21 protein-coding genes and 1 tRNA gene are annotated in these 19,123 nt (G+C 60.2%); 11 read left to right on the plus strand and 11 right to left on the minus strand.

The window, feature by feature from the left end:
* Positions 1 to 87: 87 nt before the first annotated feature.
* Positions 88 to 1,035, plus strand: a complete 948-nt coding sequence (locus tag ACFC20_RS00535; protein ID WP_375191309.1) for an AEC family transporter — start codon at positions 88 to 90, stop codon at positions 1,033 to 1,035.
* Here the strand turns inward: ACFC20_RS00535 and ACFC20_RS00540 are convergent.
* Positions 1,032 to 1,802, minus strand: coding sequence for a fructosamine kinase family protein (locus ACFC20_RS00540; protein ID WP_375191310.1), 771 nt, complete (start codon positions 1,800 to 1,802; stop codon positions 1,032 to 1,034). The two genes, ACFC20_RS00535 and ACFC20_RS00540, sit on opposite strands and share 4 nt — an antisense overlap.
* A gap of 127 nt (positions 1,803 to 1,929) precedes the next feature.
* Between ACFC20_RS00540 and ACFC20_RS00545 the strand changes: the two genes are divergently transcribed.
* Positions 1,930 to 2,205 carry an acylphosphatase gene (locus ACFC20_RS00545; protein ID WP_375191311.1) on the plus strand — a complete coding sequence of 92 codons (276 nt, stop codon included), beginning with the start codon at positions 1,930 to 1,932 and terminating at the stop codon, positions 2,203 to 2,205.
* Here the strand turns inward: ACFC20_RS00545 and ACFC20_RS00550 are convergent.
* Positions 2,202 to 2,795, minus strand: a complete 594-nt coding sequence (locus ACFC20_RS00550; RefSeq protein WP_375191312.1) for a GNAT family N-acetyltransferase — start codon at positions 2,793 to 2,795, stop codon at positions 2,202 to 2,204. The two genes, ACFC20_RS00545 and ACFC20_RS00550, sit on opposite strands and share 4 nt — an antisense overlap.
* Between ACFC20_RS00550 and ACFC20_RS00555 the strand changes: the two genes are divergently transcribed.
* On the plus strand, positions 2,782 to 3,426 hold the full coding sequence (locus ACFC20_RS00555; RefSeq protein WP_375191313.1) for a DUF938 domain-containing protein: 645 nt from the start codon (positions 2,782 to 2,784) through the stop codon (positions 3,424 to 3,426). The genes ACFC20_RS00550 and ACFC20_RS00555 overlap by 14 nt on opposite strands.
* A 193-nt stretch (positions 3,427 to 3,619) precedes the next feature.
* Here ACFC20_RS00555 and ACFC20_RS00560 read toward each other — a convergent pair.
* Positions 3,620 to 3,710, minus strand: a tRNA-Ser gene (locus ACFC20_RS00560).
* 178 nt (positions 3,711 to 3,888) lie between these two features.
* Here ACFC20_RS00560 and ACFC20_RS00565 point away from each other — a divergent pair.
* Both ACFC20_RS00565 and ACFC20_RS00570 read left to right on the plus strand, forming a co-directional pair.
* The gene (locus ACFC20_RS00565) at positions 3,889 to 4,419 is read left to right on the plus strand and encodes an isochorismatase family protein (protein WP_375191314.1); all 531 of its coding nucleotides are present in this window, start codon (positions 3,889 to 3,891) and stop codon (positions 4,417 to 4,419) included.
* An 80-nt stretch (positions 4,420 to 4,499) separates the two neighbouring features.
* On the plus strand, positions 4,500 to 5,162 hold the full coding sequence (locus tag ACFC20_RS00570) for a cupin domain-containing protein (protein ID WP_375191315.1): 663 nt from the start codon (positions 4,500 to 4,502) through the stop codon (positions 5,160 to 5,162).
* Between the two features lie 79 nt (positions 5,163 to 5,241).
* On the opposite strand, the gene ACFC20_RS00575 is transcribed toward ACFC20_RS00570, so the two are convergent.
* The 6 genes from ACFC20_RS00575 to ACFC20_RS00600 all read right to left on the minus strand — a co-directional run bounded on the left by ACFC20_RS00575 (position 5,242) and on the right by ACFC20_RS00600 (position 10,267).
* Entirely contained in the window at positions 5,242 to 5,607 is a 366-nt protein-coding gene (locus tag ACFC20_RS00575) for a hypothetical protein (protein ID WP_375191316.1), read from the minus strand.
* 123 nt (positions 5,608 to 5,730) lie between these two features.
* Positions 5,731 to 6,633, minus strand: coding sequence for a LysR family transcriptional regulator (locus tag ACFC20_RS00580; RefSeq protein ID WP_375191317.1), 903 nt, complete (start codon positions 6,631 to 6,633; stop codon positions 5,731 to 5,733).
* A 20-nt stretch (positions 6,634 to 6,653) separates the two neighbouring features.
* Positions 6,654 to 7,271, minus strand: coding sequence for a flavin reductase family protein (locus ACFC20_RS00585; RefSeq protein ID WP_375191318.1), 618 nt, complete (start codon positions 7,269 to 7,271; stop codon positions 6,654 to 6,656).
* Between the two features lie 11 nt (positions 7,272 to 7,282).
* Positions 7,283 to 8,470, minus strand: a complete 1,188-nt coding sequence (locus ACFC20_RS00590) for an MFS transporter (RefSeq protein ID WP_375191319.1) — start codon at positions 8,468 to 8,470, stop codon at positions 7,283 to 7,285.
* 3 nt (positions 8,471 to 8,473) lie between these two features.
* The gene (locus ACFC20_RS00595; RefSeq protein ID WP_375191320.1) at positions 8,474 to 9,301 is read right to left on the minus strand and encodes a CheR family methyltransferase; all 828 of its coding nucleotides are present in this window, start codon (positions 9,299 to 9,301) and stop codon (positions 8,474 to 8,476) included.
* A gap of 36 nt (positions 9,302 to 9,337) precedes the next feature.
* On the minus strand, positions 9,338 to 10,267 hold the full coding sequence (locus ACFC20_RS00600) for a chemotaxis protein CheV (protein WP_375191321.1): 930 nt from the start codon (positions 10,265 to 10,267) through the stop codon (positions 9,338 to 9,340).
* A gap of 184 nt (positions 10,268 to 10,451) precedes the next feature.
* Here ACFC20_RS00600 and flgA point away from each other — a divergent pair, with 184 nt between their 5' ends.
* From flgA to ACFC20_RS00615, 3 genes are all read left to right on the plus strand, one after another.
* The gene (gene flgA / locus ACFC20_RS00605) at positions 10,452 to 11,153 is read left to right on the plus strand and encodes a flagellar basal body P-ring formation chaperone FlgA (RefSeq protein ID WP_375191322.1); all 702 of its coding nucleotides are present in this window, start codon (positions 10,452 to 10,454) and stop codon (positions 11,151 to 11,153) included.
* 155 nt (positions 11,154 to 11,308) lie between these two features.
* On the plus strand, positions 11,309 to 11,635 hold the full coding sequence (gene flgM / locus ACFC20_RS00610) for a flagellar biosynthesis anti-sigma factor FlgM (RefSeq protein WP_375191323.1): 327 nt from the start codon (positions 11,309 to 11,311) through the stop codon (positions 11,633 to 11,635).
* 7 nt (positions 11,636 to 11,642) lie between these two features.
* The gene (locus ACFC20_RS00615; protein ID WP_375191324.1) at positions 11,643 to 12,113 is read left to right on the plus strand and encodes a flagella synthesis protein FlgN; all 471 of its coding nucleotides are present in this window, start codon (positions 11,643 to 11,645) and stop codon (positions 12,111 to 12,113) included.
* 18 nt (positions 12,114 to 12,131) lie between these two features.
* On the opposite strand, the gene ACFC20_RS00620 is transcribed toward ACFC20_RS00615, so the two are convergent.
* A complete protein-coding gene (locus tag ACFC20_RS00620) occupies positions 12,132 to 12,863 on the minus strand; it encodes a pilus assembly protein PilB (protein ID WP_375191325.1) in 732 nt (243 codons plus the stop codon).
* Positions 12,864 to 13,073: 210 nt separating this feature from the next.
* On the opposite strand from ACFC20_RS00620, the gene ACFC20_RS00625 reads away from it, so the two are divergent.
* From ACFC20_RS00625 to ACFC20_RS00635, 3 genes are all read left to right on the plus strand, one after another.
* Positions 13,074 to 13,685 (plus strand): peptidylprolyl isomerase, encoded by a 612-nt coding sequence (locus tag ACFC20_RS00625; RefSeq protein WP_375191326.1) that lies wholly within the window; start codon positions 13,074 to 13,076, stop codon positions 13,683 to 13,685.
* Between the two features lie 4 nt (positions 13,686 to 13,689).
* Positions 13,690 to 15,576, plus strand: a complete 1,887-nt coding sequence (mnmC, locus tag ACFC20_RS00630) for a bifunctional tRNA (5-methylaminomethyl-2-thiouridine)(34)-methyltransferase MnmD/FAD-dependent 5-carboxymethylaminomethyl-2-thiouridine(34) oxidoreductase MnmC (protein ID WP_375191327.1) — start codon at positions 13,690 to 13,692, stop codon at positions 15,574 to 15,576.
* Positions 15,577 to 15,647: 71 nt separating this feature from the next.
* Positions 15,648 to 16,280: a CBS domain-containing protein gene (locus tag ACFC20_RS00635; RefSeq protein WP_375191328.1), complete on the plus strand. Its 633-nt coding sequence runs from the start codon at positions 15,648 to 15,650 to the stop codon at positions 16,278 to 16,280.
* Here ACFC20_RS00635 and ACFC20_RS00640 read toward each other — a convergent pair.
* Complete coding sequence (locus tag ACFC20_RS00640) at positions 16,277 to 19,018, minus strand: hypothetical protein (RefSeq protein WP_375191329.1); 2,742 nt, start codon at positions 19,016 to 19,018, stop codon at positions 16,277 to 16,279. The genes ACFC20_RS00635 and ACFC20_RS00640 overlap by 4 nt on opposite strands.
* Positions 19,019 to 19,123 lie beyond the last annotated feature (105 nt).

Raw genomic sequence — 19,123 nt, forward strand, 5'->3', positions numbered from 1 at the left:
GTGGTATTCCCATAGCAGGCTAGCTATTTCACCGCTTATAATGGCAATCTGAATTCGACCTTCCCCACCCGTTGGCGACCCTATTCGATGACTCTGACCGAGATATTCCTGCAAACGCTGGAGACGACACTGCCGGTATTTGCCATGGTATTTATTGGCCTGGGTTTACGTCGCGTCGGCTGGATAGACGGCGCCTTCATCAACACCGCTTCAGCACTGGTTTTCCGGGCAACACTGCCAACACTGGTTTTTCTGAGCATCATACGCGCCGATCTGGATACGGCGTTCAATCCGGGGCTGCTGGTGTTTTATCTATTGGCCACGCTGGGCAGCTTCGCCCTTGTGTGGCTCTGGGCGCACTGGCGGGTGGCGCGGGAAGACCGGGGCGTTTACGTGCAAGGGGCCTTCCGGGGCAATTGCGGAATTGTGGGGCTGGCCCTTGCGGCGAATCTTTACGGGGATTTTGGTCTGTCCGCCGGCGGCATTCTCCTTGGCCTGGTCATCATTTCCTACAACATGCTCTCGGTAGTTGTTCTGGTCGCTTACCAGCCCGGGCAGCGCATGGACTGGCGCCGGATTTTCCACGACATTCTCCGCAATCCGCTGATTATCGCGGTGCTGGCCGCCATTCCCGTTGCGGCCCTGAACATCACCCTGCCCGGTTGGGTGATGACCAGCGGCGATTATTTCGCCTCTCTCACTCTGCCCCTGGCACTGCTGTGCATTGGTGCCACGGTGTCTCTTGGCGCCATCCGCAGCGACAGCACCACCGCCCTGGGCTCCAGCCTGTTCAAGATGGTTATCCTGCCCTTGCTATGCACCGCTTCGGCCTGGCTCGCCGGCTTTCAGGGCCCGGAGCTTGGCCTGATGTTCCTGTTCTTCGCCAGCCCGACAGCGGCCGCCAGTTTTGTGATGGTGAAAGCCCTGGGCGGCAACGACCGGCTGGCCGCCAACATCATTGCCCTGACCACCCTGCTTGCAAGCCTGACCGTTACATTCGGTGTGTTTATTCTGCGCAGCGCCGGCCTGGCCTAGCGTCCCTGACCAATTGCCTCAATAGTGGCGAAGCCTTCCTGGCAACCCGCCAGGTAGCCGCCGCCGAACAGGTTGTAGTGGTTCAGATAGTGGTACAGGTTATAAACCTGCCGCTTTACCGAATACTCCGGCGTGCGCGGGTACGCCCGGTCGTAGGCTCGATAAAAGGCCGCACCAAAGCCGCCGAACATCTCGGTCATGGCGAGATCGGCCTCCCGATCCCCACAGTAAACCGCAGGGTCGATCAACCAGGGCCCGCTCGCATCAAACATCACATTGCCGTTCCAGAGGTCGCCGTGTAACTGGCTGGGGTGATCACACACACGGTTTAGCCAATGAATCAGCGTGTCGCCCTGGCGGGCCAGCACCTGCTCGAAGCGTTCGCGCTGGCCGGCATCCGTTATCCGTGACACCTGATACCCCAGGCGGTCCTTCACGAAGAACTCCCCCCAGTTGTCGCACCAGCGATTAGGCTGTGGCGCCAGGCCAATGTAATTATCACGGCCCCAGCCGTAGGCCGCCCCAACCTGCCGGTGGAGTCTGGCCAGCCCTTCGCCCAGTTCTTCCAGGGCCTGATCAGAGGCGCGGCCCGCGCGTATCGCCGTGATTTCCAGGGCGGTCTCATCCACGCGAAACACTCGGGGAACCCGCACCGCCGAGACCCCTGCCGCCTTCAGACCGTCGGCGAGCGCCGCCAGGCCCTCTGCCTCACAAATCAATGCATCCGGGTAACCAGTGGTATTCCGTTTGGTAAAGGTTTCTTGCATCGGTCTCTGTGCTCCGTTGCGGAGTTGGTGAGGGATAACTCGGGCTTCCCGCGGAATTGTTGAAGAACGGCCGCCGGAACCGGTAGATTGAAAGAAGCCTGACACGACCGAACCAACGGAGGCAACTATGGACACCAAGCGCTGGCAGCTTCTGATTTCCGGCAGGGTGCAGGGCGTCTATTATCGGGCATCGACAGAACAGAAGGCGTCGGATCTGGGCCTGACGGGCTCTGCCCGAAACCTGGCCGATGGCCGGGTGGAAGTGGTGGCGGAAGGTCCTGAGGACCGGCTGCAGGACCTCAAATCCTGGTGCAGCGACGGCCCGCCCGAGGCCCGCGTGGATGATATCGACGTAACCACCCATCCCGCCACCGGCGAGTTCTCCGGGTTCAGCGTGCGTTAGTCGATACGCTTCAGCCAGAAGGTCATGGGCTTGTCTGTTTCACCGGGCTGGTCAATGTCTTTCCAGCGATAGGTTGTGGCAAGCTCAGGCACCTTTCGATAGCCGCGGTTGTGCCAGAACGCGTCCAGGGGCTGATAGCCGGCAGGCCGCAGCGGATGATCCGCTGGTCGCTCCACCGCGCAGAAGCAGCAATGGCTGAAACGCCCCTGCTCCCGGGCATGCCCTTCCCGGTGATCGAAGAACGCCACACCAATGCCCCGGCCCCGGTACTCCGGCAGCAGCACGGACTCCCCGAAATAAAAAATCTTCCCCGGCTCATAACCCTGTTCGATGAACGGCCGCTTGAAGTCGTCGGTCTCGTGATCCATCGGTATGCCGGTAGCAGCGCCGACCACTGTTTCACCGTCCAGCGCCAGCACAAACAGGCTGTCCGGTGAGCGGGCGTAGGTGTCCAGGTACTTCCGCTCGTAGGCCATGTCGCCGTCGTAAAGGTAGGGAAAACTTCGGAACACCTCGATTCTCAGCCGTGCCAGGTCTTCCAGGTATGGGTTAATCTGGTCACCGGCGAGCCGGATCATGGATATCGCCATTCATTACCCCCTGTTCAAAGGTTGGAACATGCACAAGGACAAACCGTTTTCCCAAGCCTGCGAAAACAATAAAGCGCCGATTCTGGAAAAACTCGCCGGGGTTTTCAATCAACCCGGCACTGTCCTGGAAATCGGCACGGGCACCGGCCAGCATGCGGTGCACTTTGCCCGGCATTTGCCGCACCTGGTCTGGCAACCCAGCGATCACCCACGGAATGCTCAGCTGTGCCTGCCCTGGCTTTCAGAGGCGGCCCTGGCCAACATCAACCCGCCCCTCGCCCTGGACGTCATGGCGGACGACTGGCACCGCCTGCCGGCCATTCAAGGTGCATTCTCGGCCAATACTGCCCACATCATGGCCTGGGAGGAAGTGGAGGCCATGTTCCGCGGCGTTGCGCGGATTCTGCCGACCGGCGGACGCTTCTGCCTGTACGGGCCGTTTCACTATAGCGGGCAGCACACCAGCGAGAGTAATGAGAGGTTTGATCGCTCGCTCCGGATGCAGGCGGAGCATATGGGGATTCGGGATATGCAGGACCTGGAGCGGTTGGGACGGTCTGCGGGGTTGGTGCTGGACGAGGATTTTGGGATGCCGGCGAATAATCGACTGCTTGTTTGGCGAAAGGCCTGAGATTAGGTCTGGCCTGCGAGGTCAGAGGGAGGGATTATTCGGGCCTTTGGCCCTCAACCCTTCGGGGCCGTCGTCGCTTTGCTCCGACGTTCCTCAGCCTGCGTTGCAGGCTTCGGTCGAACCCGCGAGGGTTCTTTCTACCCTCCCGTTCAGCCAATAAAAAAACCCCAGCATTTCTGCTAGGGTTTTGTATTGGCGGAGAGGGAGGGATTCGAACCCTCGATACGCTATTAACGTATACACACTTTCCAGGCGTGCGCCTTCAGCCACTCGGCCACCTCTCCAATAGACCAGCCAGAGCCAGTCCAATAAACTGTTCCAAATCAGCGATGTCGTCGCTCATTTGAGGGCGCAAACTTTAATGGTTTTGGGGGCGGTTGGCAACTCCCCCGGGTAAAATCATCAAAAAAAGTCTGCGCCTATCGTAAACAGAGGCCAATCAGGAAAACGGAGACACCCACAATGCTGATGAAAGCCGAGCAATCGACGCTGCTGCTGATCGATGTTCAGGAAAAACTCATGCCCGCCATTGCCCATGGTGAGGAAGTGATCGACCGGTGCATCACCCTGGCCACCATCGCCGGGTTGATGGAGGTGCCGATACTGGCCACGGAACAGATTCCGGACAAGCTCGGCCCCAACGTGGAGGGCGTACGCGAGCTGTCTGATCAGGTGCTTGCCAAGCATCACTTTGATGCCTGCCCAGACGGGCTCGTGGATTTGCTCCCCGAGGGCCGACAGCAGATTGTGGTGGGCGGCTGCGAAACCCACGTGTGCATGCTGCAAACAGCCCTGAGCCTGCTCGACGCCGGCTATAAGGTATGGGTGGTGGCCGATGCCACGGGCTCCCGGAATGAGTTTGATCGGGATGTCGCGCTGGACCGGCTGAGCGAAAGCGGAGCGCGAATTGTTACTGTGGAGATGGTGGCCTTCGAGTGGATGCGGCATTGCCGGCATCCGCAGTTCCGGAATATTCAGGCACTGATCAAGTAGAGACACAAGCAGAGACATCTGCGGCCGGGTGTCGAACGTAGATTTGTGCCCGGTCAGTTAACCGATCTCCGAGGTTCTTCATGCTCAATATGGATTTTTCCCGCCGGGTGGTGGTTCGCAGCCAGGAACAGGACTGGGTTCCCAGCCCCGCCGGAGGCGTACTGAGAAAGCCTCTCGCCCGAGAAGAGGCAGAGCGCGGTCATGCCACCAGCGTGGTGCGCTACGAGCCGGGCGCCACCTTCAAGCGTCATGAGCATCCGCTGGGTGAAGAAATACTGGTTCTGGAGGGGGTGTTTTCCGACGAGACCGGCGACTACTCGGCCGGCACCTATCTGCGCAACCCTCCCGGCAGCGGCCACGCGCCATTCAGCAAGGAAGGCTGCACCCTGCTCGTAAAACTCCACCAGTTCGATGAGCGGGATTCTGCCACCGTACGCATCGACACCAACAGCCAGCCCTGGCTGCCGGGTATCGGAGGCCTTCAGGTGATGCCTCTGCACGAGTTCGAACATGAGCACGTTGCCCTGGTGAAGTGGCCCGCCCGAGAGGTGTTCCAGCCCCACCGGCACTTTGGCGGCGAGGAAATCTTCGTGCTTTCCGGCGAGTTCTGTGATGAGCATGGCCGCTATCCGGCCGGCACCTGGATTCGCAGCCCGCACATGAGCCAGCACCACCCGTTTGTCGATTCGGAAACGGTGATCTGGGTGAAGACCGGCCATCTGCCCCTTACCCAACCGCAGTAGCGCTCACGCTCTCCCCCGCGCCTGCCATGCGTCCATAAAAAAGGGCCCCGCAGGGCCCAAGTATCGTCAGGAAACTGGTTTATGAAATCGCTGTGTGCTGCCAGTTGTGGCGGCTGAAGGTGTCGTTACTGGCGCCCTCTCCCGCCGGATTGAACAGCGATTCCTCTCCAACCGGCACAGCAAACACGTGGTAGGCTTCCGGATCGAACGGATCCAGCGCCGTGTCCAGGTACTCATAACTGTCGGGCACCGGCTCACCGGAATACGCGACTCGGAACTGCCGTTCCAATGTCGGCGTGGTCACATTCAGCGGCTGCTCCACCCAGAGGTATACGGCCTTGTGCGGCACGATGTATTCGCTACGCACCACCCGATAGCCCTCCTTGAGCGTGAGCGTTGTCGGCTCTTTGCCCGGTTCCAGGCGGAATTTATGGATGGTCTTCATGGCTCCTGCTCCTCTTCGGATTGCTGCCTCTCACGACTCCATCATGAACAGGTGCAGGGATCGATAAAATAAGCTTTTCTGATCTTATTGGTTCGTTTTTTTCGAGGCTTTCAATTTTTGACGTTAATGTGCCTCCTGGGCAACGCCATGGGCCTCACAAATGGCCCGCACACCCTCGTGGGCAATGTTCCGGCCCCGGGTGATCGCGAACAGCTCGTCCACCACCTCGTTTACCGACGCAATCTGCTCAACCTCATACTGCCGGCACACCTCGTCGCGAATGGCCGTCGGCGCGGCAAATACACCGTACCCCTGGCTGCCGAATACCTTGATCAGCGCACTGTCGTCCACACGGGCCACCAGTCGCATGCGAACGCCTTTCAGCGAGAACCAGTTCATCAGTCGCTCGAAATACGGGGCATCGGTGGCATTGGCCAGCAAGGGCTGGCCATTGAGAGACGATGGAAAGCCCTTGCGCAGGCCCCGGGCCAGTTCCGGCGCGGCAAAGAGGCTCATGGTTGAGCCCGCCAGCGGATGAACGGTCAGATTGCCTTCTTCCTGGAGGCGGGGCATGCGGTCGGTCAGGACCACATCGAGCTCTTTGCGCTTCAGGCTCAGGATCATGTCTTCGGTCCGACCGGTCTGGCATTCCAGCTGTATCTGGCGGTCGCCGGCCATGGCGGGCTGCAGCAGGTAATAGGCAATGAGTTTATGAATGGAGGCGGACACGCCGGCCCGTAGTGTCAGGGGGCGCTCGGAAGGATCGAGACGGAGGGTTTCGGCAAGCTCGCCGGTCAACTCGAAAATCTCGTCCGCATAACTGAGTATCATGCGGCCCAGGTCGGTCAGAATCAGCTTGCGACGCTCCCGTATGAACAGTCGCCCACCCACCGATGCCTCGAACGTGGCCAGCTGACCGCTGAGAGTCTGGGGCGCCAGTTCAAGGACCTCGCTGGCGCGGGCAATCGAGCCCTCACGGCTGATCACCCAGAAGTAATAGAGATGACGGAGGTTCAGCTGTTCCATAGCGGTTTCCTTTGTCCGGCTCAGGTGGGACGCGGAATCTTGAATACCTCACCAAAGGTGACGTATTCGCTGCCGCCAAGGCGACCAATGGGGTCTATGGCCGCACCATCAAAACTCAGACGACTTTTTTCGTCGTATCGGGCAACACTGTCCGCCACCCAGGCCGCCGTTACCCTGCCGAAAATGAGGGACTGCGGCGCAGCGCCGATTTCCTTGATGTCGTAGAGCTCGCACGCCAGTGCCACGTGGCAATCCTTCACGCGGGGCAGAGGCGAGCCCTCGAAGGGTGCCAGTTCCAGGCCCAGATGATCCAGTTCGGATTCTCCATGGGGCAAGGGGCGGGAGGATTCTGTGACGGCCGGCGCCAGGTCCCGGTGGGCGATGTGGACCACGAAATGCTTTCTGGCCTCGATATTGACGCGAGTATCTTTCGCAACGCCCTCGGCAGGCTTTCTGCCCACCGATATCATCAGAAGGGGCGGGTTACTGGTGATGGGCGTGAAAAAGGAAAACGGCGCGAGGTTGAAATCGCCGTCGGGATTCTCGCTCAGGACCCAGGCGACCGGTCTCGGAATAACCGTCTGGGTGAGAATATGATAAGCCTCTGTCGGATCCAGTCCGTCAAAATCGATCAGCATCTGTCATACCTTCAGTCTGTTGCGGCCGCTGTGGAACGCTCCCGAAAAAGCCAGAGAGCCATAAGCAGCCCGTGAAGAACAAGGAACGGAACGGCAACCATCACCAGACCACCCCAGCCCAGCCAACTCAGGATGGCCCCGGCAGAGAGTGCGGCCGTGGCCTGGGAGCCGAACACCATGATGTCGTTCAGGCCCTGCACCCGGAAGCGCTCTGCGTCCTGGTATCCGCGCGGCAGCAAGGTGGTGCCACCAACAAAGAGGAAATTCCAGCCAATGCCCAGTAACAGCAACGCCGACAGGTAATGGTGGAAGCTGATACCGCTGGCCGCCAGACCAACACAACCGAGATAGGCCAGCAGGCCCAGGGCCATCATCAGAGGAATGCCCAGCACCCGTGTGAGCCAGCCACTGATCAGTGACGGCAGGTACATGGCCATGATGTGGAGCTGGATAACCCGCTTGGCGTCGTCGAGATCATGCCCGGCAATCTCGGTCATGCTCAGTGGCGTGGCGGTCATCACAAAGCTCATCACCGCATAACCAATAGCCGCGGAGCTGATGGCGGCCAACACCAGCGGGTTGGCAACAATCTGCCGCAACGGTCGGCCGCCGCCAGGCAACGACTCGCGAACCAGTTCCCCTTTTGCCCGGTAACCGGCGGCAAGCGCCACCAGGGCGACGGCCTGAACGACCGCCAGCGCCGCCCAACTTGAAAGGAAAGGATGAGCCTCGCCCGCCCCACTGCCGATGCTCGCAACCTCGGGCCCGAGCCAGGCCGCCACCAGCCCGCCCAGGAGCACCCGGGCAGCTGCCGAGCCTGCCAGCTCCGTCGGAACGGACTCCATGGCGGCAAACCGGTACTGGTGAACCACGGCCAGGCCGGTACCGCCAATCACCGACGCCAGGCACAGCAACAGGAAAGAGCCCGTCCAGGACGCCGTGGCGCCAACGAGGCCAGCCACGATGCCCATGGTAGCGCCGAGCAGCATGACTCGCTTGCGCCCTGCTCGCTCCATCAGCCAGGTAGCGGGCTTGATGGCCAGCACGGTGCCTACCACCACCAGACCCACCGGAAGCGTGGCCCACTCGGGCGCCGGAGCGAGCAGGCGCCCCTGGATACTGCCGATAAACACAATGAAGGGCGCCGTGCACATGGCCAGTGCCTGCGCGGCAACCAGAACCCAGACATTCAGGGGCATGGGTTACTTTTTCCTGTAGATGATGCCCGGGTGACACTGCACCATTTCGTAGAGATGCGGCAGCCCGTTCAGTGACTCGGATGCCCCCAGCACCAGATACCCCCCGGGGTTCAGGGTGGCGTGAATCCGGGTAAGGATGTCTTTTTTGAGGTCCGCCGAAAAGTAGATCAGCACGTTACGACACATTACGATGTCGAACTTGCCCAGCATGTAGCGTTCCAGCAGATTCAACTCCTTGAACTCCACCATCGTCTTGATCTGGGGCTTGATCTGCCAGCCGCCATTGAGAGAGGGCGTGAAGAACTGCTTCTGGCGATCTGGAGAGAGGCCGCGACCGATGGCGATCATCTCGTATTCGCCCTTGCGGGCAACCTCGAGGACGCTCTTGGAAATATCCGTCGCGGTGATTTTCACGTCCCGCAGCTTTCCTGGCCGTAGGCGGCGGAATTCTTCCACGATCATCGCGATGGAATAAGGCTCCTGCCCCGTGGAACAGGCGGCCGACCAGATCCGGAGGGGCTGGCTGCCCTTGCTTTCCGCAAACTCGGGGAGCAGTTTCTCCTGCAGAATACGGAATGGATGACTGTCCCGGAACCAGAGGGTTTCATTGGTGGTCATGGCGTCGATAACCACCTCGCGCAGACTGCCCCTGCCGGGACGACGCAGCCGCTCGAGCAGTTCACCCAGAGAATTGAGACTGTTTTCCTCCAGGATCCGGCGCAGCCGGCTTTTCACCAGATACTGTTTATTGTCGCCCAGCAAAATGCCACAGGCATCCTGCAGGAACGACTTGAAGGCTTCATATTCCTGTGGGGTTATATCCGCTTTCATTGGGTCTCTGTTCTGAGTGAATCGATCGGCGGCCCATCAACCCTGGTCGATGATTTCCATCACCCGCTCTGCGAGTTCATCCGGACTGAACTTCGCCATGAAGTCATCTGCCCCGACTTTCTTGACCATGGCCTGATTGAACACGCCGCTGAGCGAAGTGTGGAGCATCACGAATATGTCCCCCATCGCAGGATCACTTTTTACCTTGGTGACCAGCGTGTAACCGTCCATCTCCGGCATTTCAACGTCAGAGATGATCAACGAGAAGTGATCTCGTGCCCGTGAGCCGTCGGCCGTGATCTCCTTGAGATACTCATAGGCCTGCTTGCCGTCGTTCCTGGTGACCACTTCCATTCCGATGGCCGTCAGGCAGCGCTCGATCTGCCGACGGGCCACGGAGGAATCGTCAACCACAAGCACGGGCAGATGCCCGGGCACCCGATCGGCACTCTTGCTCAGGACCGCTTCCGTAACGTCCTCACCGAGCGGAGAAACTTCTGCAAGAATCTTCTCTACATCTATGATTTCGACCAGCTTATCATCAATACGGGTGACAGCGGTAAGGTAAACATCCTTACCGGCTCCCTTCGGAGGCGGAAGAATCTCTTCCCAGTTCATGTTCATGATCCGATCAACACCGGTCACCAGGAAGCCCTGGGTCTTGCGGTTGTATTCGGTAATGATCACGAAGCTACTGGCAAGCTCTTCCTGCGGAATGCCCGGCAGCCGGATGGCCATGCTCAGATCGATGATCGGGATGGTCTCGCCGCGGATGTGCGCGACTCCCCGAACCACCTGACGGCTGTTGGGAATGGAGGACAGCCGGGGGCATTGAAGCACTTCCTTCACCTTGAAGACATTGATGCCGTAAATCTGGCGCCCCCGAAGCCGGAAAAGAAGCAGCTCAAGACGGTTCTGCCCTACCAGTTGCGTACGCTGGTTAACACTGTCCAATACCCCTGCCATTTGCTTTCTCCTGGCTTGCCGATTGCCGACGGCATATATCTTGCTGGTTACTCGTGTAAGCGTGGAAAGACGGGAATTTGTCGCGCCACTGCCGATCAGCCCGGTTAACGGCTGACCGTTCCGAATCATTAATGCATTCGGCAGATCCACACTGATACCAACAGCATAGGACAAACTGATACGTATGCGCATCACCAATTTGGCCCTGATCCTGGTAATGTCCATCGCGAGTGGACCACTGCTGGCCGAAACCACGGCCGAGCAGATCCGGAAGGCGGCGGTGGCATTCCTCCAGGACTTTGCGACGGAACAGGCCAGCCAGGGTTATGAAGTGACCTTTGAGCCCGGCGCCATTGACAGCCGGCTGGCGCTGGCCGAATGCGTCGCGCCTCTGGAGGTGCAGTTCAGTGGTGATCCCTGGAAAACAACCAGCCCCTCGCTGCTGGTTGCCTGTGAAGGCGAACGTCCCTGGCGGATGTTCGTTACTGCATCACTCTCCATCAAGGGGCCCGCTCTGGTGGCAGCCCGCCCACTGACTCGTGGCGAGCGCATCACCGAGGCGCTTCTGGTGAGCCATTCCGTGGAGGTAAATGCCTCCCGGCGCGGTGTCATTACCGACCCTGGCCAGGCGGTCGGCATGGAGGTCCGGCGCTCGGTCAATGCCGGCTCGCTGATTACTCCGGACATTCTCTCTGCTCCGGATGCCGTTGCCCGGGGTGACCATGTTATTATCACCGCCCGAAGCGGCAACTTCTCCGTGCGCTCCCGAGGCAAGGCGCTGGCCAGTGCCAGCATCGGTGAGCAGGTCCTGGTTGAAAACCTGAGGTCTTCCCGCACCATCAAAGCCAATGTGGTGGGCCCGGGCCAGGTCGAGATTCCCATGTAATCCGGCACCGGCAAGCGATTGCCGAGGCGGCAAGGCTCTGCCCCGTAAAATCTGTCAAAAAAAGGTTAAAGAATTCGGCACCGCAGCCGATATGCAAATACAAACTCGAGTTAATGCCCTGTAAACAAGGGCTCATCAGGCAAGCAGGTACGAATATGTCAGTTGACTTTAATGGAATTGGCCCCGGCCAGGTCAACACCCAGAGAACCACGGCCGACAAGAGCGCGGGCAACCAGAACACCCAGCCCGCAGCGCCGGAACAGGCGAAATCCCAGGCGCAGGGCGCCCGGGGCGACAGCGTTAGCCTGAGCAACCAGGCCAAGAACCTGAAACAGCTGGAACAGAAGCTGGGCGATTACCCGGAAATGGACGACGATCGCATCGAACAGATCCGCACCGCCCTGGAAAACGGCACCTACAAGGTCGATGCGGAGAAGCTGGCCCAGAAAATGCTTGAGATGGATGAAAGCATTTTCGGATGAGTAAATCATGGCCGCAATTGATGACCTGAAAACCCTCCTCGCCCAGGATATCAGCCAGCTCGACGAACTGGCCGATCTCCTGGGTAAGGAAAAGACCCTCCTTGGTAATTCCGATCTCCGCCAACTGGAAGCCCTGACGCAGGAAAAGAACCGCCTGCTGGGCGCCATCCGCGAACGGGCGAAACAGAAAATCCGCACTCTGGTCCAGATGGGCTATCGGCCTGAAAACGGTGAGCCTTCCCGGTTCATTCGCAGTGCAGGGCTGATTGACGTGACGGAGCTCTGGCAACAGGCCGACAGCAAGCTGAAAACTTGCCAGACGCTGAACCAGACCAACGGTCGGGTTATCAGCCACCTGCAGAAGCGGCTCTCACGCCTGACGGACATTTTCCGGGGCGCCACGGGCCAGCAGAAACTCTACGGTGCCAGGGGCGAGCAGACTTCGGTTTCAAGCTCCACCGTGCTCGCCAGCGCCTGACCCCTGCGCTGGCTGGGGCTACCGCGTATAGAGGGTCATCCTCGAATCCGGGTGAAAACGGATGTCGTGAATGCTCACGTTCCCCATGGACGCGCCGCGGCCACCGGCAACCCGGATGTTGTCCATGCGTATCTGCTCGATTCGTTCCGGCAGCGCAAGGACAACGGCACCATCGTCCCGGACCCGAAAGCGTGGTTCTCCCTCCCGATAATGCACACCAGACACCGTCAGATCCGATTCCAGAAAGTTCAGAACCGGCACAAACACATTGGCGGCGAGCTTCAGCCCCTCAATTGCGTCCGGTCTGCTCTCCGGGTCCTCCGGCTGTGCGGCCATGGCTGACACCGTCGCGATACGCTCAAACAGTGCCGAATCGCCCTGACCGGCAACAGACGCCAGCTCTGCCTCGGAAAGCGGTGAAAGGCCACCCTTTTCATAGAGCTGACCTGCTTCGGCAGTTGCCTGGGACGACGCGGTGTTGGTGGCGGCAAAACTGACCAGAGGCTGAAATGGCAGGGCCACCATGGTCACCAGCGCCGCGGCGTTTCGGTATCTGGACTGATGCTTGAGAACCCGATGCAGCTCCTTCTCGCTGATCCAGCCGGCCTGAATCAGCACCTCGCCCAGGCGCTGCCCGGTTTCCCGCTGGAGAATCAGGCCCCGTTCGAGCTGGCTCTCTGACAGATAGCCGCGGTTGACGAGCAACCGCCCAAGACGCGACTTTTCCTCAAATCCCTGTCGGATATTCACCCACCTTCTCCTTATGTCGAAAGCCGTACCGCCCGGCTCGGCAAACAGTATCCTGAGACCTGAAGAAGGTTAGTCGATTGTCCGGCAATCTGCGTTGATCCAGTCGCCGTTTTTCCACCGGCTTCTGATAAACTCTGGCGCCAGAGAGCACGCTTTGCGGCCCGACTGCGGGCCAAAACCATTTGCCACCTGACGAGAGAACCGCTGACAATGAGAAATCCGGTCAAACTCCTGCAATGCATGATTTCACTGTTCGTGCTGTTAACCGCATTTGCGGCCTCGCCGACCCTGGCGCAGCAGAGCTCAACCAGCAACGAATCACTGCCGAAGGTCCGGATGGTCACCAGTGAAGGCGCCATCGAGCTTCAACTGCGGCCCGATGTTGCACCCGAGACCGTTGCCAACTTCCTGCAGTACGTACGTGACGGCTTCTACGACGGCACGGTATTTCACCGCGTGATTCCCGGCTTCATGATCCAGGGCGGCGGCTTTACCGAGACCCTGTCCAGAAAATCAACCCGCGACCCCGTTCGTAACGAAGCCAGCCCGACGCTACCCAACCTCCGCGGAACCATTGCCATGGCCCGCACCAACGCCCCGGATTCCGCCACCTCGCAATTCTTCATCAACGTGGCGGACAACGGCTTTCTGAATGCCGGCGTGCGTGGTGCCGGCTACGCTGTCTTTGGCAAGGTAACCGAGGGTATGGGCGTTGTCGACGCCATTGCCCGCAAGCAGACAACCCGTAAACAGGGCATGGCCGACGTACCGGTTGAGCCGGTGCGGATTGAAAACGCCACGGTGATCGAAGCCGCCGAGTAACACTGTGGAATCATCGCTCAAAACGCCGGCCATTGAACCGGCCGATCTGATCTGGCGCGACGGTGTGCCGGAGTCTGTGCGCTTCGGCGATGTCTATTTCAGCCGTGACAACGGCCTGGAAGAGACCCGCCACGTGTTTATTGGCCACAACGATCTGCCCGAGCGCTTCGCCGCGGTGCCTGCCGGCGGCAGCTTTGTGATTGCCGAAAGCGGCTTCGGCACCGGTCTCAACTTCCTGGCCGCGTGGCAGGCCTGGCAAAGGTATCGGCCTGCTCACGAGGCAACGCTGCATTTTGTCTCGGTAGAACGATTCCCACTGACCCGAACCGACCTCGCGAAGGCTTTGGCGCTCTGGCCGGAACTGGCGAGCCTGGCTGACGCATTATTGGCCGACTACCCGCCCCTGGTTCGTGGTACCCACCGGCTGGTCCTGGACGGTGGCCAGGTGCGGCTGACGCTGTTTTTCGGCGATATCAGAGACGCCTGGCAGGCACTGGAATTCAAGGCCGACGCCTGGTTCCTCGACGGCTTTGCACCGGCCCGAAATCCCGATATGTGGCTCGAGACCACCGCTGCCGACATCCGCGCACACAGCAAGCCCGGCACCACCCTGGCCACCTTTACGTCCGTAGGACGGGTTCGACGCGCGCTGTCAGAGGCCGGGTTTGAAATGCAGAAAGTTCCCGGCTTTGGCCGCAAGCGAGAGATGCTCAGAGGCGTTCTGCCGCCCGTAGACCCGTTGCAAGCTCCCGACCTGAGACCCGTCGCCATCATCGGCGCAGGCATTGCCGGTAGCACACTGGCTGCGAACCTGGCGGCGAGAGGAATACCTGTGACTCTCATTGATGAGGAGGGCCCCGGCGCCGGCGCCTCCGGCAATGCCCAGGGAGCGCTCTATGTGAAACTGGGCGTGGATTACAATGATCAGACCGAGGTGGCGCTGACCGCCCTCACCTTTTCCCAACGCTTTTATCGCCCGTTCAGTAACGAGGGCTGGTACCCAACCGGTCTCCTCCAACTGGCCCACAACAACCGGGAGGCGGATCGTCAGCACCGCTTTCTGGAGCGCAACGGCTATCCCGGCGACGTGCTCAGCGGGGTAAACCGGGAACAGGCCTCGGAGCTGACGGGGATTCCCGTGGATACTGGTGGCTTATGGTTCCCGGGCAGTGGCTGGTTGGAGCCGGCGAGGTTGTGTCGTGCACTGGTCGAACGGAGGGGCGTGACCGGCGTTTGGCACTCGCCAGTGGAAAAACTGGTCCCTGAGGCAAAGGGCTGGCGTATCGAAATCAAAGGCGCCAGTCCCGTTTACGCCCAACGCGTGGTGGTTTGCGGGGGGGCGGCCAGTGGGGGCCTGTTACCTCTGGCGGGCACCGTTCGACTCAAATCCATCCGTGGTCAGGTCACCGGCCTGCCAGCCACCTGGCTGACTCCCCCCCGGGCAGTCATATGCGGCAGTCGCTATCTGAATCCGGCATTGGCCAACAGAGTACTGACCGGGGCGACGTTTGACCTCCACGACGACAACCCGACTCCCACCCTCGAAAGCCGCGCCGAGAATATCCAGGAGCTGAAAGCCATGCTCCCCGGCGCTTTTCCGGATGGAAGTTCCGGGCAGGCAAAGCACGCCGGACAGAGCCAGAGCGACAACCTTGCGGACGACCGGGTGGCCTTCCGATGCACGACCCATGATTACCAGCCGGTTGCCGGTCACCTGCGGGATGGGATGTACCTGTTTACCGGCCTTGGCAGCAAAGGTCTCACCTACGCCCCACTCCTTGCCGAATATCTGGCGGACCAGTTGACCGGACAACCTGTCTGTTTGCCCGCCAATCTGGTGCGGCGGCTGGAAACCGGACGCCTTTACCAGTCTGATATGGCAAACTCGTAATAAACTTCCACTGAAGAATGTGCTGCGATGGCCGATAACCGGCTATAGAAACCTGTTCACGGAGACAGTCCATGTCCATATTCGTCAGCGAACCGGGCCGACCGGTCGGAACCCGCCTCCCGGAAGCCTTTCGGGCCAGGCGCGTCGATGACGTGACCGAGCTGACGGAAACCCACTCCATTAACCCTGGCCGAAGTGAAGCCACCGACGCCGAGTTCCAGGCGGCAGCCAATGCGGGACGCTACCGGGCCCTTCAGGAGTACGGCGCCGCAGCTGCCGGAGAGCGCCGGGAACAGCGCCCGTATCTGCCCGTTTCCGAGATTGCTTCACCCGCTCTGTACCGCCTGCCAGCAACGGCAACCATTGCCGAGGCCCTGTCGGTCATGGATGAACATCAGGTGCACCATCTGGTCATCACCGCTGACGACAATGTGGCGGGCCTGATCGACCTGCGCTGGCTTCTGGCCTGGCTGCACGAAAACCACGCCGATGCCATGAGCCAGACCTTTGTTCATATCGAGCTGCCGGCTTTTCTCACCGCTTCCCCGGAGACCGACGCCCATCAACTGGCCAGGCTGATGCTGGCCCACCAGTTGAACGCCGCGCTGGTGGTCGATGAGCGGGGTGCCGCCTCGGGCATCGTGACCAGCACAGACTACCTGCGCCTGTACGCCAACGCCGGCCGCCACGAAGGCACCGTTTAGGGCAAGGGCGTCAGCAACTGCCCCTCCGGGCTGAACACCAGTAATCGCCAATCACTGCCCAGCCGGGCCAGCGTTACGATTTCATCATCCCGATAGGTTTGCACGGCCAGGAAACCGGAATTATCCGCCGCCAGTTGATAACGCCAGTTGCGGAAAGCAGCGCTGCTGGCGTTGGTATCCGTGGCCACCGGCAAGCGGGCGATGATGGCCTGGCTCTGGCCAGAGGTGGCTGCCTGGCTGGCAAAATCGCCGTCCGAGTTCCCCGCAACAACGACATCACCATCGAATCCGGCCAGTGCCAGCAGTTCTTCCTTTGCGGTGTCATTGTCATCGTTCAGCGAGAACGCCTGTCGCACCTGGCCAATGGTGGAGTACCCCAGCAGGAACCCGGCATCGCTGTTGATCTGTTCACGGGTCAGTTCCGGGTCGCCCTCGTCAGGATTCGAGACCCCGTAGAGGCCGGTACTGCTGCCGGCCAGCCACAGCAGATTGCCAAACAGCAGGCCATCAGAGACCGGTTCATCGGCATCTGAACCCACCTGGTAAACGTTCAGAGTGCCGCTGCCGCTCTGGGTGTTGTAGAAAAACGCATCAATACCACCAATTACCGAAGCGCCACCGACGGAGCCGGACGCGGAGCCGAACAACAAGGGGGTCACCGTTTCAGTACTTCCACCCGCTACCTGGTCGTTGTTACCTGAGCCGGCCTGGCGGGTCCAGGCCACCACCGGCACCTGGGAATTGCCATCCAGTTGTGTATCGATCCGCTGGAGGAAACTGTCCACACCGCCAGCTGCGGTCTGGCCTTCAAAGGTGCCATCGGTTTCGCCCGCCAGCACCACATAACCGCCTTCCTCATCAATGCCCGCCCATCTCACATAGTCATTTCCCGATGTGCCGGTCCGTGTTGTCCAGGTCTCGACGTATTCGCCACCGTTACTGGCGCTGTCGTACCAGTAGAGCGAAGTTACCGCATCCACGGCTCCCTGCTGGCTGGTGCCTGCAACCGGCTGGTTGGTGCTATAGGACACAACGAATTCGAAGCGGTCGACTTTGGTATCGCCCTCCGAGACCTTGCGCCGTACCGTACTGATCACCGCAGCCGGCTCTACCAGGCTGTCGCCGGCGGACGATACTACAACCTGCTGAAGCTCGTTGCCGCGCTGATCGTAGATCCGTACCTGCACCCGGTCATTGTCCTGGCTATCGTACCCCGCTACGAAACTTCGACCGTTATGCCCCATGGCAAAATCGGTGGCCACAAAGCCGTCGCCATTGTTCAGTACCAGGGGCGACGTCAGCTGATTCAGGCTGATGCGAATCAGGTTCTCGGACTGGGCCCGGGCGTAGTCCTCCCGTCCGGCCTGGTAATCGTTGTTGATACCCAGCAGGATGAACCGGTCCACAAAGTCGGGGTTCGAGTAACTGCCCTCCGGCACGCGAATCCGGAACGGCACCTCGTCGGTCCCCTCCGGAAACACCAGTTCATCGCTTTCTACCCAGTTGCTACCTTCCCGCCGCTCAATAACGAATTCCGAGTTCAGGCGCGCGGAGGAGTCTTCCGTGTCGGTCAGCTTGGCGTAAATGATCCGGTCCCGTTCACCACTCAGTCTGGCCACGTATTCACGAACACCGCCCACGTTCAGGGCATCCCGCACCCCACCGTTGACGGTTTCCAGGGCCAGCGCCGGCTCGTTGTCCTCAATCGAGAGGTTGATATCGATGCCCTCGTTGGAGCTGCCCAGTCCGGCCAGCCCGGAGCGGACCTCAGTCAGGGCCAGTTCGAGGGACTCTGCCTGTTCCGGAAAACTGTCATCAATCACCTCAAGCGGGATGTAGCATTCAGTAATACCCGGCTCGAGCGTGATCACTCCGCGGGTGTAAAAACCGTTCTCGTCCTGTTCATAGGCAACATAATCCACTTCCCGCTGCTCGGACTCCACCCGGGGCGGCAGGCTGCCGCTGCCCAACCCGACAATATCCTTACCCGGAATGGCATCACCCAGGTTGGCCGCGCTGTGGTCACAGTTCTGGTGCGGCGGGTTGAAGCCCTGTTCGCAGTTGGTGGCGTCGTACTCCGAGCGAAGCTCAAATGCGATGGCCACCCGGGTAACCGAAGGCTTTTCCAGAAGCACCTTGGCATACACTCGCCGTGTGGTGGCGGTAACATCTTCAGTGCCCGATACCGAGCCGTCATCGTTGTAGAGATTGATGGTAAAGGTGTGTTCGCCTTTGTTTGACAGGTCCGGGAGCGCGCAGTGGTTTCGGCTGCTGGCGCTGGCAGATCCGCTCTCGCCTTCCTCGAACGCCTCAACCTCAAGCGACACCAGGTTCTGTTTAACATCAATGTCGAACGGCTGGGTGCCGAAGCTGGCGCCATCGGTGGTCACCAGGTTGATCCCGGTGGTCTTGCCGAGATCTGCCTCTCCCCGGCTGCCCCCGGTGAGCCCGGGAACCCCCCGCATGATAATGCCCTGGCGGGCCTTGTTACTGGTGTCTTCCAGGGCCAGCCAGGACGGGGCGTTGGTGAGCGAATAATCGAGAATCCCTTCGCCCCCGTAGGCGCCGAAGTTGTAGTAATACTCAACGCCAAGGTAGGCAGACGTGGGCGGCACGCCGAGGATGGTAGGCTGGTCGGGATCTTTCTCGGTTTTACATCCGGCCAGCCCCACCACGATGAGGAAAGCAACGGCGATACGGTGAACAGGAGACATGCGAGGGGAAAGATCGGCGCCCATGAAGAAATCCGTTTACGTTGTTGTTATGGCGGCGACCGCCCCACGGAAACCGGGCGGTTTACACACCGTTACAGAACAACGCCATGGTAGCCAATTTGCTCCGCA

The sequence above is a fragment of the Marinobacter sp. genome (assembly GCF_041984545.1).
GTDB lineage: Bacteria > Pseudomonadota > Gammaproteobacteria > Pseudomonadales > Oleiphilaceae > Marinobacter.